This is a genomic window from Pseudoxanthomonas japonensis, assembly GCF_010093445.1.
Taxonomy (GTDB): Bacteria; Pseudomonadota; Gammaproteobacteria; order Xanthomonadales; family Xanthomonadaceae; genus Pseudoxanthomonas_A; species Pseudoxanthomonas_A japonensis.
In genome coordinates this window covers 1-12467 of record NZ_PDWW01000016.1, presented here as the reverse complement: position 1 = coordinate 12467, position 12467 = coordinate 1, and the positions used below count along the sequence as shown (strand labels likewise).

General features: G+C 67.7%; 11 protein-coding genes. 3 read left to right on the top strand and 8 right to left on the bottom strand.

The annotated features are described in order from the left end of the window. Nucleotides 1-18: 18 nt before the first annotated feature. The 4 genes from CSC78_RS11765 to CSC78_RS11750 all read right to left on the bottom strand — a co-directional run bounded on the left by CSC78_RS11765 (nucleotide 19) and on the right by CSC78_RS11750 (nucleotide 6592). A complete protein-coding gene (locus CSC78_RS11765) occupies nucleotides 19-2001 on the bottom strand; it encodes a BCCT family transporter (RefSeq protein WP_162338047.1) in 1983 nt (660 codons plus the stop codon). An 86-nt stretch (nucleotides 2002-2087) separates the two neighbouring features. Next, on the bottom strand, nucleotides 2088-3158 hold the full coding sequence (locus tag CSC78_RS11760) for a hypothetical protein (protein WP_238391254.1): 1071 nt from the start codon (nucleotides 3156-3158) through the stop codon (nucleotides 2088-2090). A gap of 219 nt (nucleotides 3159-3377) precedes the next feature. Then, nucleotides 3378-5879 (bottom strand): ABC transporter permease, encoded by a 2502-nt coding sequence (locus CSC78_RS11755; protein ID WP_162338046.1) that lies wholly within the window; start codon nucleotides 5877-5879, stop codon nucleotides 3378-3380. Then, complete coding sequence (locus tag CSC78_RS11750; protein WP_162338109.1) at nucleotides 5876-6592, bottom strand: ABC transporter ATP-binding protein; 717 nt, start codon at nucleotides 6590-6592, stop codon at nucleotides 5876-5878. Before CSC78_RS11750 ends, CSC78_RS11755 begins: the two co-directional genes overlap by 4 nt. Before the next feature lie 88 nt (nucleotides 6593-6680). On the opposite strand from CSC78_RS11750, the gene CSC78_RS11745 reads away from it, so the two are divergent. From CSC78_RS11745 to CSC78_RS11735, 3 genes are all read left to right on the top strand, one after another. Then, nucleotides 6681-7325 (top strand): arylesterase, encoded by a 645-nt coding sequence (locus tag CSC78_RS11745; RefSeq protein ID WP_162338045.1) that lies wholly within the window; start codon nucleotides 6681-6683, stop codon nucleotides 7323-7325. Between the two features lie 135 nt (nucleotides 7326-7460). After that, nucleotides 7461-7673, top strand: coding sequence for a hypothetical protein (locus tag CSC78_RS11740; protein WP_162338044.1), 213 nt, complete (start codon nucleotides 7461-7463; stop codon nucleotides 7671-7673). A 60-nt stretch (nucleotides 7674-7733) separates the two neighbouring features. After that, on the top strand, nucleotides 7734-8264 hold the full coding sequence (locus CSC78_RS11735; RefSeq protein ID WP_202924169.1) for a DUF1579 domain-containing protein: 531 nt from the start codon (nucleotides 7734-7736) through the stop codon (nucleotides 8262-8264). Here CSC78_RS11735 and CSC78_RS11730 read toward each other — a convergent pair. The 4 genes from CSC78_RS11730 to CSC78_RS11715 all read right to left on the bottom strand — a co-directional run bounded on the left by CSC78_RS11730 (nucleotide 8254) and on the right by CSC78_RS11715 (nucleotide 12252). Continuing rightward, nucleotides 8254-8910, bottom strand: coding sequence for a DsbA family oxidoreductase (locus CSC78_RS11730; protein ID WP_162338043.1), 657 nt, complete (start codon nucleotides 8908-8910; stop codon nucleotides 8254-8256). The genes CSC78_RS11735 and CSC78_RS11730 overlap by 11 nt on opposite strands. 10 nt (nucleotides 8911-8920) lie before the next feature. Then, nucleotides 8921-10216, bottom strand: coding sequence for a Xaa-Pro dipeptidase (locus CSC78_RS11725; RefSeq protein ID WP_162338042.1), 1296 nt, complete (start codon nucleotides 10214-10216; stop codon nucleotides 8921-8923). A 189-nt stretch (nucleotides 10217-10405) separates the two neighbouring features. After that, on the bottom strand, nucleotides 10406-11440 hold the full coding sequence (locus CSC78_RS11720) for an aldo/keto reductase (protein ID WP_162338041.1): 1035 nt from the start codon (nucleotides 11438-11440) through the stop codon (nucleotides 10406-10408). Between the two features lie 77 nt (nucleotides 11441-11517). Continuing rightward, nucleotides 11518-12252 carry an SDR family oxidoreductase gene (locus tag CSC78_RS11715; RefSeq protein WP_162338040.1) on the bottom strand — a complete coding sequence of 245 codons (735 nt, stop codon included), beginning with the start codon at nucleotides 12250-12252 and terminating at the stop codon, nucleotides 11518-11520. Nucleotides 12253-12467: the final 215 nt, after the last annotated feature.

Sequence of the window (12467 nt, the reverse complement as noted above, 5' to 3'; positions counted from 1 at the left end):
TGGATGGCCCGCTTTTTTTCAGCGCACCGTATCGAGGAACTGCAGGTGACGGTGGTACTGGTCCAGGACGTCGTGGATGATGTCCTGCTTGCGCCACCCCATCACGTCGTAATCCTGCCCGCCTTCGCGCAGGTGGACTTCGGCCCTGTAGTACATGGATGCGTCATCGCGATGGCGACGCGGATCGTCCAGCACGAACGCGGGCGGCTGGTAAGGCTGTGGCCGCACCGAATAGAAGAAATCCATTTCCTCGCCGTGGCCGACCTCCAACCAGACGCGGCCGTCCTCGCCACCGCCGACACCAGCGGTCAGTCCCTGCGCCTGCAGTTCGGCGGCAACCTCGGCCAGCGCCGGGCGCACGCTCTCCAACAGGAACGCCTTCACTTCCGCCTGCCGCGGCTGATGCACCAGCGTACGCAGGCGCCCCTTCCAATCCGCGCCGGCCAGCGCCAACGGCGCCGCGCGCGCGCTCCGCAGCACCTGCCGCCTGGTCACGTCCAGACGCATCGCGCGCACCATGCCCCAGCACATCAGGATCATGACCACGGTGAACGGCAGCGCGGCCGCGATCGTGCCGGCCTGCAGCGAGGTCAGGCCACCGGCCGCCAGCAGCGCAATGGCGATCACCCCCACCAGCAGCGCCCAGAAGATGCGCTGCCAGACCGGCGACTCTTCTTCGCCCTTCGACGACAGCATGTCGATCACCAGCGCACCCGAATCGGCCGACGTCACGAAGAAGATGACGACCAGCAGCGTCGCTACCGCGGAGGTGACGCCGGCCAGCGGCAGGCCCTCCAGGAACTGGTAGATGGCGACGGAGCTGTCGTTGGCCACTGCCTGTACCAGCGTTTCCTTGCCTTCGGTCATGACCATGTGCAGCGCGCTGTTGCCGTAGATGGTCATCCACAGGAAGGTGAAGCCCAGCGGCACCAGCAGCACGCCGACGACGAACTCGCGGATCGTGCGCCCACGCGAGATGCGCGCGATGAACATGCCCACGAACGGCGACCACGCGATCCACCAGCCCCAGTAGAACAGCGTCCAGCCGCCGATCCAGCCCGACGGCTCGTAGGCATACAGGTTGAACGTCATGCCGAACACGCTGGAGATGTACATGCCCGTGTTCTGCACGAACGCCTGCAGCAGGTGCACGGTGGGTCCCATCAGCAGGATGAACGCCAGCAGCAGCACGGCCAGCAGCATGTTCACCTCGGACAGACGGCGGACGCCGCGATCCAGTCCGGTGAACGCCGACACCGTGGCCACCAGGGTAATGACCGCGATCAGCGCGATCTGCACCCCGGTCCCCACGGGCGCATCGAACAGATAGTGCAGGCCGGAGTTGATCTGGATGACGCCCAGGCCGAGCGACGTGGCCAGGCCGAAGATCGTGCCCAGCACTGCGAAGGTATCGACCGCATGGCCGATGGGGCCATGGATGCGTTCGCCGATCAGCGGATACAGCGAGGACCGGATACGCAGCGGCAGACCGTGGCGGTAGGCGAAGTAGGCCAGCGACAACGCGACCACCGCGTAGATGGCCCACGCGTGGATGCCCCAATGGAAGAAGGTGATGCGCATGGCCTGGCGCGCGGCCGCGACCGTCTGCGCGTCGCCCACCGGCGGATCGGCGAAATGCATGATCGGCTCGGCCACGCCGAAGTACATCAGGCCGATGCCCATGCCGGCGGCGAACAGCATGGCGAACCAGGTGGCGTAGTTGTAGTCCGGCTGGCTGTGGTCGGGGCCCAGCTTGAGCCGGCCGAAACCGCTCACCGCCACGCCGACGATGAAGACCAGGAATCCGGCCACCGCCAGCACGGTGAACCAGCCTGCATCCTGGGCGACCCACGTCTTGGCGACGCCGAAATAGCGTTCGGCGGTCTCGGGCGCGAGCAGCGAGAACGCCACCAGCGCCAGCACGAGGGCCGCCGAGGGGTAGAAGACCTGGGGGAGGATGCGCGCACGCGGTGCGCGGGGTGGCATGACTTCATCCGTCATGATGATGCTCCTTCTCGAGAGCCCGACCGCAGCATACCGCGGGCAGGCAGGGATACGTCGTCGAATGCGCCTGCACGGCGCCTGCGCTAGAAATAGAAGCCGACATTGATGTTGAGGCGCGAGCGCCAGCGCTCCGAACCGGGTGCTTCGATGCCCACGCCGGGCCCACCGACGAACCACATGTTGCGGCCGGCGATCCAGTCCACGTAGGTGAACATCCTGTCCTTGGCGAAGCTGCAGCCGGTGACGTTCTGCCACGAGGGCTTCAGACCTGCCCCTCCAGTGGGCTGAGTGGTACTGAGGTTGTTGTAGCAGGTGATGCCATCGAACCAGCCGCTGCGTGGCACGGCATAGGCCACGTTGAGGCTCGGCACATCGGCCTCAGCTGCAATGTCGAACGGGAACAGGAACGCCGACAGCGACACGCGGTCACCCGGCACGTCGTACCGGTAGCGCGCCCATTGCGCCTGCACGGTCCACGCATCGTGACGCCATTGTCCGTGCAGTGCCGCACCCTGGTGGCCATGATGCCCGCCGCTGCCGCGATCCTCGATGCGTCCGGAGAACAGCGAAGCACCCAGCGCCATCTCGCCGCCGGCGACGTCGCGGACATGCTGGTAACGCAGGTTGATCCGCTCGCGCTCGCGGTACGGATGCGCAGCGGTGGTCGCGACATCGAACGAATAGCGGCCCGGACGACCGCCCGTTCCGTACTCGTCCCCGGCGAACACGCCGGCGTGCCACTGGTGCCGCGCATCGCCGCGCTGCCACACCAGGCCCAGGTCGTAGTCGTCCTCGATGCCGAGGTAATAACCCGAACCGAACCAGAAACTCTGCGAGGCGTAGGGCAACAGCCCGAACGGCACCTGCTGCACGCCGACACGGATGTCGGAATCGTCGTCTAGCGACCACCCGGCATACGCATGGTGGACGGCGTCGAAGCCGTCGTACCAGCGATACTGCAGGGAAAAGAAGGCGTCGCCGTCGCGGCCTTTCGCATCGATCCGCACGAGTTCGGGATCGAATCCACTCGATGGTCCGTAATCGAGCCAGCCGTAGTTGAACCTGACCGCGCCACCCAGATCGATACCGTCGCCCGCTTCCTCCGCCTGTGCGGTGGCCATCGCGAACGCGGCTGCGCCGGTGATGCACGTCATCAAAACACTACGCAAGAACACGCGGCCCCACCCCCTTCGAAATTCATCCATTCGATTCAGGGTAAAGACAATGATGCGTCGCGGCAAATCACAAAAGCGCTGAAAACAAGCCTTTTTTGAGCGATAGCCACCCGTGGCAGGGGTTTCGCAAGTTCATGGACGATTCAAAAGCGCGACATGCGCGCGTCCATCACTGCCCGCGCTTGCGCTGAAAACCGATCAGGATTGCAACTCGCGCAGCGTCACCGACGGCGGCGCATCCAGCACTTTTCTCGTCGCGAACAGACCCGCAGCCAGCGCGGCCAGCATGCCGAGGCCACCGCCGATGGCAGCCAGCTGCCAGTTAGCCTTCCACGGCAACTCGAACACCTGGGTGGCCACCACGCCCGACAGCACGGACGCGGCGATCGCCGCGACCAAGCCAGCCAGCAAGCCGATCGCCGCGAACTCCGATGCCTGCGCCAGGCGCAACTGGCGGCGGCTGCCGCCGAGTACGCGCATCACGCCACCTTCCAGCAGGCGTTCGTCCTGGCTGGCGCTCACCGCCGCCATCAGCACCAGCAGGCCAGCCGCGAGCGAGAACCAGAACACCACCTGCACCACCTGTGAGACCTGCTCGGCCGTGCTGCGCACCTGCTTCAGCACGGCCTCGACGTCGATCACCGACAGATTGGGGAACTGGTTGACCAGTTCGCGGGTGAAGGCGGTATCGCCCGTCGGCACGCTGACCGCGGTGATGTAGCTGGCCGAGTAGCCATCGAGTGCGCCCGGCGACGCGACGACGAAGAAGTTCGGCCGAAAGCTTTCCCAGTCGACGCTGCGCAGGCTGGTGATGCGACCCTCGAAACGCTGCCCGGCGATGTCGAAGGCCACCTGGTCGCCAAGTTTCCATCCCAACCCGTCAGCGAAACCTTCCTCCACCGACAGCTCCGGCGACGCTGGCGTGCGACCTGTCCAGAATTCGCCGGCGGTCACCTTGTTGTCGTCGCGCAGCGTCGCCGCCATCGACAGGTTGAACTCGCGGTCGGCCCGGCGCTGGGTGCGCTCGTCGGCGTCCTCGTAGTCGGCGCCACTGGTGGGCTTGCCGTTGAGCTCGACCAGGCGGCCACGGATCATCGGGTAGAGATCGACCGCCGACAGGCCACGGCCCTGCATGAAGCTCTTTACCGGATCCACCTGGTCCGGCTGCACGTTGATGATGAAACGGTTCGGCGCATTCGCCGACAGCGCGAGCTGCCAGCGGTCGAGCAGGTCGGTGCGCACGAAGGTCAGCAGCAGCAGCGCCATCAGGCCCAGGCCCAGCGCCGACACCTGCGCGATCGACGTGCCCGCGCGACGACTGACGTTCGCCAGGCCGTAGCGCAGGCTGCCGCGCAGGCGCGAGCGCACGCGCCGCACCAGCAGGATCAGCATCCACGCCAGCAGTGCGAGCACCGCGAGCGTGCCGGCGATGCCGACCAGCATCGCCGTGCCCAGCGTCGGCGAGCCCGCCTTCCACCACAGCAGCGCGCCGAGGCCGATGAAACCGGTCAATGCCACCAGCCACGCACTCGGCTCGGTACGGTCGAGGTCGCGGCGCAGCACGCGCAACGCCGGTACGCGACGCAGCGCCAGCACCGGCGGCGCGCCGAAGGCGAGCAGCACGATCATGCCCACGCCATAGCCCTGCAGCGCGGGCATCAGCCCCGCCGGCGGAATATCGATCTCCAGCGATCGCTGCAGCCAACTGCCGATGCCCCATTGCAGGCCGAACGCGATCAGCACGCCGACCGTACAGGCAGCGAGCCCGAGCAGCACCAGCTCACCGACATGGATGCCGACCAGCGTGCGCTGCTGCGCGCCCAGGCAGCGCATCACCGCGGTGCCGGACAGATGCCGCTCGCTGTGCCGGCGCGCGGCCATCGCCACCGCGACGGCCGCCAGCACGACCGACACCAGCGCGGCGAGGCCGAGGAAGCGGCTGGCGCGATCCAGCGCCGAGCGGACTTCCGGCCGCGCATCCTGGATGGTCTCCATGCGCTGGCCGCGCGCCAGCTGTGGCTTGACCCCCGCTGTGAAGGTCTCGACGGCCGCGGCATCGCCGGCGACGACCAGGCGGTAGCGCAGGCGGCTGCCTTCCTGCACCAGGCCGGTGGACGGCAGATCGGCGAGATTGAGGAACACCTTCGGCGCGACGTTGAAGTAGTCGAGCGCCGCATCCGGCTCCTGCGTCACCAGCGCCGCCAGTTTCAGCGTGCGCGTACCGATGCCGATCTCGTCGCCCGGCCTGGCGCCCAACGTCTCCGCGCCCGCCTGGCTGATCCACAGCGTGCCCGGCGCGGGAATGCCACCGGCATCGCGTTCGACGCCGCCGGTGCGGTCGACCACGCGGAAGCTGCCGCGCAGCGGGAAGCCGTCGCCCAGTGCACGCAAGTCGCCCAGCGAGAGCGATTCGCCTGCGCGGATCATGCTCTGCAACTCCTGCGTCTCGGTCGCGCGCAGGCCCGGCGCCGCGGCCAGCGTGCGCAAGGCATCGGTCGGCGGCGCATCGCCGCGCACGACCACGTCGCCGCCGAGCAGGCGGTTCGCCTCGATCGCCAGCGCACGTTCCGCGCGATCGGGGACGAAGCCGACCGAAGTCACCGCGACGACGGCCAGCACCAGCGCCGCGAACAGGATGCGCACATCCCCCGCGGCGAGGTCGCGCCGCAACTGGCGCCATGCCAGCGCCAGCGTCATCATGCGGCGGCGCCTTGCAGGCGACCGGCATCCAGCCGGATGAGGCGCCGGCATCTTGCCGCGAGGTGGTCGTCATGCGTGACCAGCACCAGCGTGGTACCGGCATCGGCGTTCAGCGCGAACAGCAGTTCGATGATCGCCTGCCCGGTATGCGTGTCGAGATTGCCTGTCGGCTCGTCCGCGAACAGCAGCGACGGCCGCGTGACGAACGCGCGCGCCAGCGCGACGCGCTGCTGTTCGCCACCGGACAGCTGGCGCGGGTAATGACCGAGGCGCTGGCCGAGACCAACCTTCTCCAGGATCTGCCGCGCCGGCCCTTCGACATCGGTATCGCCACGCAACTCCAGTGGCAGCATGACGTTCTCCAGCGCGGTCAGCGACGGCAGCAACTGGAAGCTCTGGAACACGAATCCGACCTTGTCGCCACGCACGCGCGCCCGGCCGTCTTCATCCAGGTCGGACAGGCGCTCCCCGTCCAGCGTCACTGCGCCCGTGCTGGGCACGTCGAGGCCGGCCAGCAGCGACAGCAGCGTGCTCTTGCCCGAGCCCGAGGCGCCGACGATGGCGACGGTGTCGCCGTGTTCGATGCGGAAGCCGATGTCCTCGAGTATCGTCAGGTCGCCATCGGGCAGTGGAACATGCTTGCCGAGCCCCTCCACGTCCAGGACGGCGTGGCGGGTGGCGGCTTCAGTGGGGAGTCTGCTGGCGTCGGCCATGATCGTCTCGTCGGTCATTTTGTGGATCATCGGGAGCACGGATTAAATGTTTCTTAATTTGAACAGGTATGGGGCCCGTCGCGCATGCATGCAATGGCTGGCGAGCCTGTCGCTGCTGCTGCTCGTCGCGTTGTTCGCACGGCCCGTCGCAGCGCAGACGGCATCGGCCGCGCCGGCGAAGGGGGCGCGCACCATCCTGGTGATGGGCGATTCGCTGTCCGCCGCCTATGGTCTCGCGCCGGCACAGGGCTGGGTATCGCTGACCGGGGACCGCATCGGCAAGACGAAGCCGGGCTGGCGCGTCGTCAACGCGAGCATCAGCGGCGAGACCACCGCCGGCGGTGCGGCACGCATCGCGGCGGAACTGCAGCGGCACACGCCTGCGGTGGTCGTCATCGCGCTCGGCGCCAACGATGGTCTGCGGGGGCTGCCGCTGGCGCAGACGCGCGCCAACCTCGAGAAGATGGTCAAGGCCGCGCAGGCCGGCAAGGCGAAGGTGCTGCTGATCGGCATGCGCATGCCGCCGAACTACGGACCCGACTACACGCGCGGGTTCGAGCAGAACTTCAGCGCACTCGCCAAGCAGTACGACATCGCCCTGCTCCCGTTCCTGCTGGAACCCATCGCGCTCGACCGCAGTGCCTACCAGGCCGACAACCTGCACCCGGTCGCCAGTGCGCAACCCAAACTGCGCGACCACGTGTGGAAGGCCCTCGAGCCCCTCCTGCGCTGACGCCACGGACCAGTCCTACAGCCGCGTAGGATTTTTCCTACGCACATCCGGGGCGTCCGCCGAATGTGATAGGTGACACATTCGCGCACAGTTCCCACGCCGGTTCCCTGCCCGGCGTGTTGACTGGAGTCCGTCATGCCCCGCCTGCTGTTCACCATCGCCGCCAACGACAAAGGCTGGCAACTCTACGAAGGCCAGTACGGTCGCGACTGGTTCGACAACCTCGGCGATGCGCGCGAAAGCGCCAAGCTGCTGGCCGCCACCCTGCACCAGCACCATGGCATACAGACCGCTGTGGTCGTCGAGATGCCGAGCAACGAGGCCATCCTGCTGGCGCGCCACGGCTGAGCCGCCGGGCTCTCCGACACGGAAACCCCTCCACGCGCGTGTCCTTGGGTGGATGTCATGATGCCCACCCACTACCGGGAGACCGACGCCATGGGCAAACAGGCATTCGAAGCATCGCTGGCGACCGGCCGGCACCGGCAACTCGCGCAGATGGTTGGCGACTGGGAAGGCCGCTTCCGCTTGTGGTTCTCGCCTGACGCACTGGCCTGCGAAGCGCCGCAGCGCGGGCGCATCCGCAGCGTGCTGGGCGGACGCTTCCTGATCCACGAATACGAAACCCGCTACAACGACGAACCTGTCGAGGGCGTCGTGATTTACGGCTACCACCTGGACGAAGGGAACTGGGAATCCGCCTGGGTGGAAAGCTTCGGCACCGGCACCAGCATCATGTTCTCGACCGGCAGCGGCCGTGCCCCTTGCGCCGATGTACTCGGCAGTTATGGCGACGGTCAGGGCGGCCCGCGCTGGGGCTGGCGCACAACGCTGGATCAGCGCGACCCGGACACGCTGGTCATCACCATGTTCAACATCACCCCGCAGGGCGAGGAGATGCGGGCGGTGGAGACGCGCTACACCCGGGTCAGCCGCTGATCCCGGCCAGCTGCCGAAGCGCCTGTTCGAACACCTCGGGTGGCTGGCCGCCCTGCACCAGGTGGCGATCGTTGAAGATCACCGACGGCACCGCGCGGATGCCGTGCTGCTGGTAGAAGTGCTCGCGTTCGCGAACCTGGGCGGCATAGGTGTCCGTCTCCAGGATGCGCCGCGCTTCGCCGGCATCCAGGCCGACCGCCGCGGCGATCTCCACCAGCGTGTCGCGGTCGGACACGTTGCGCCCGTCGCCATGGTAGGCCTGCAGCAGCGCGCGCTTGAGCGCCTGCTGCTGCGCCGCGCCGAGCTCGCCCGCCCAGTGCAGCAGGCGGTGCGCATCGAAGGTGTTGTAGATGCGGTCGCGCTTCTGCAGATCGATGCGCACCCCGAGCGCTTCGCCGCGCTGTCGCAGCGCTTCGCCGTTCTGCGCCAGCTGCTCCGCGCTTAGCCCGTACTTGCGACCGAGGTGGTCCGCGATGGACTCGCCCTGGGCGACCATGTCGGGGTTCAGTTCGAACGGCTGGAAGTGCAGCTCCACCTGCAGGTCGCCACCCACGCTGGCGATGGCGCGCTCCAGCGCCGCCAAGCCGATCGCGCACCAGGGACAGGCGACGTCGGAGACGAAATCGATCTTCACAGGCTTGGACATGCGCTGCGCCTCATTCCTTCGCGGTGTTCTTGTAGACGCGGCCCTGCTTCATCACGAAGCCGACGTTCTCCAGCACGGCGACATCCTGCAGCGGGTCGCCGTCGACGGCGATCAGGTCGGCCGAGTAGCCCGGTTTCAGCACGCCCACGTCCTTGTCGATGCCGAACAGGCGCGCGTTGACGACGGTGGCTGAGCGGATCGCCTGCAGCGGGGTCATGCCGAACTGCACCATGCGCGAGAACTGGCGCGCATTGAGGCCATGCGGATAGACGCCGCCATCGGTGCCGAAGCCCATGATGGCGCCGGCCTGGTGGGCCTTGCGGAAGTTCTCGCGCTGGGTGGCGCCGACGCGGCGCTCCTTCTCCAGCGATTCGGGCAGGAAGCCGGCTTTCTCGCCTTCGCCCAGGATGTATTCGGTGTTGTAGATGTCCATCACCAGCACGGCGCCGTGCTTCTTCGCCAGCGCGATGCCGTCGTCGTCGATGAAGCTGGCGTGCTCGATGGAGTCCACGCCGGCCAGCAGCGCATTGCGGATGCCGGTGGCGCCGTGCGCGTGCGAGGCGACCTTGCGGCCAAGCGCATGCGCTTCGTCGACGAGGGCCTTCAGTTCTTCCAGCGAATACTGGGGCGCGCCGACTTCGGTGCCCTTGGACAGCACGCCGCCGGTCGAGCACGTCTTGATGAAGTCGGCGCCGAACTTCACGTCCTGCCGCACCTTCTGGCGCACGGCCCACGGGCCGTCGGCCACGCCCTCGCCCACCGCCTTGTATTCGGCCGGCAGCAGGTTGTTGTCGCTGCAGTGGCCGCCGGTGATGCCGATGGCGATGCCTCCCGCCAGGATGCGCGGCCCTTCCACTTCACCGTTCGCGATCGCATCGCGCAACGCCACGTCCGCGTAGCCCGGCGATCCCGGCACGCGCACGGTGGTGAAGCCGGCGAGCAGCGTGGTGCGTGCGTTCTTCGCACCCTTGATGGCGGCGGCCGGCAGCGAGATCGCCAAGCGACGATAGCCCTGCAGGTCGGCATCGCCATGCAGGTGCACGTGCGCATCCATCAACCCGGGCAGCACGGTCTTCGTCGACAGGTCGTGCACCGTCGCGCCGGCCGGTACGGGCGTGCTCGCGGCCGGGCCGATGGCGGTGATGCGCGTGTCCTCGATGACGATGGCCTGATCGGTCAGCACGCGACCCGATTCCACATCCAGCAGGCGGCCCGCCTTGACGTAGGTCGTCGCCGCGAACGCGGGCGCGCAGGCGACGGACAGGACGGCGGCGAGGACATTCACCACACGGGCGTGCAGGCGCATCGGAACTCCGGGACTAACAAGGAGACGTGACTCTAGCAATTCCTCCCGCTTGGGAGGGTCGGCCTCGACAGCTGATTTTGTAGGAGCGCCCCTTGGGCGCGATGCCGTTCTCGCGATTTCACCCAGCGCATCGCGCCCATGGGGCGCTCCTACAGGATCACGAGGCCGACGGATCGTGCGACGCGACCGTCAGACCGGGGCGGGATTGCGGTAGGCGAAGCCGGCCTGGTGCCAGTACGGATACGGTTTCGGACGCTGGCTGGCAGCATCCAGCTTCGCCACCTGCTCCGCGGTCAGGTTCCAGCCGACCGCGCCCAGGTTCTGCTTCAGCTGTTCCTCGTTGCGCGCACCGATCACCACGGTGCTGACGGTCGGCCGCTGCAGCAGCCAGTTCAGCGCGACCTGCGGGATCGACTTGCCGGTTTCCTGCGCGATCTCGTCCAGTGCATCGACCACGTCGTACAGGTAGTCGATATCGACCTGCGGGCCGGCGTCCTGCGCGGTCTGCGACTGCAGGCGGCTGTTCTCGGGCAGCGGCTGGCCGCGACGGATCTTGCCGGTCAGGCGGCCCCAGCCCAGCGGGCTCCACACCACGGCGCCGACGCCCTGGTCGGCGGCGAGCGGCATCAGTTCGTGCTCATAGTCGCGGCCGACCAGCGAGTAGTACGCCTGGTGCGCGACGTAGCGCGTCCAGCCATGGCGGTCGGCGGCGGCGAGCGACTTCATCAGGTGCCAGCCGGAGAAGTTGGAGACGCCGAGGTAGCGGATCTTGCCGGCCTTCACCAGCGTATCCAGCGTGGACAGTACTTCCTCCACCGGCGGGCGCGCGTCGAAGCCATGCAGCTGGAACAGGTCGATGTAGTCGGTACCGAGCCGCTTCAGCGCGGCATCGACGGCATTGATCAGGTGATGGCGCGAGGAACCGACCTGGTTTTCGCCGTCGCCGAAGCGGAAGGTCGCCTTGGTGGAAATGATCAGCGCATCGCGTGGCTTGCCCTTGATGGCTTCGCCGAGGATCTCCTCGGCCGCGCCCTTCGAATAGACGTCGGCGCTGTCGAACATGTTGAGGCCGGCATCGAGGCAGACGTCGACCAGGCGGCGTGCCTCGGCGACGTCGGTGCTCCCCCATGCGCTGAACAACGCACCCTGTCCTCCGAAGGTGCCGGTGCCGAAGGAGAGGACGGGCACGCGGAAGCCGGATGCGCCGAGATAGCGGTATTCCATGGGAGGGATCCTGAAACGGGGGAGTGCACCATTGCACTCCCCCGTCGTCGCGACGGCAACCCCTCGCGATGGAACGCTTAGTTCGCGCTCGCCGCCGGTCGTACGATGACTTCGCTCACATCCACGTCGTCGGGTTGCTCCACCGCGTAGGCGATGGCGCGCGCGATCGCCTCGGCGGGAATCGCGACCTGGCGGAAGTCCTCGAGCCATGCCTTGATGCCGGTATCGCTGGTGGTCTCCGCCAGTTCGCTGGTGGTCACGCCCGGCGACACCACGGTGACACGCAGGTTGTCGTGCTCCTGCCGCAGGCCTTCTGACAGCGCGATCACGGCATGCTTGGTGGCGCAGTACACCGCAGCGCTGGGCCACACGCGATGGCCGGCGGTGGAGGCGACGTTGATGATCTGGCCGCCGCCCTGGGCCTGCATCACCGGCAGCGCGGCGGCGATGCCGTGCAGCACGCCGCGGAGGTTGACGTCGATCATCTGGTTCCATTCGTCGATCTTCAGTGCAGCCAGCGGCGACAGCGGCATCACGCCTGCATTGTTGACGATCACGTCGAGCCGGCCGAACTCGTTGCGGGCGAAGTCGACGAAGGCCTGCACGTCGTCGAGACGGGTGACGTCGAGCGCACGCTGGCGGGCGGTACCGCCGGCGGCTTCGATCCCGGCGACCAGCTGCTCGAGCCGGTCGGTGCGGCGTGCGCCGAGCAAGACCTTCGCGCCGCGGCGGGCGAGTTCGCGGGCGGCGGCTTCGCCGATGCCGCTGCTGGCACCGGTGATGGCGATGACTTTTCCTTCGATTCCGGACATGGGACACCTCGTTGGGGGAAGCACGGCGCGGGGTGCGCCGGGACGGAGCGCAGTCTGGGCGCCGGGCCCGCGGCCTCGATATCCGGTTCCTCGTCGATCCTTGCCCGATCCTGCCAAGGCCAGCCGCAAGCCGTTCCATCCGCGCGCCCGCTGCGTAGACTCGTTTCCATCCTCTTCGCCCGTTCCACAGGCAGGCCCCATGCCCCACACTCCCC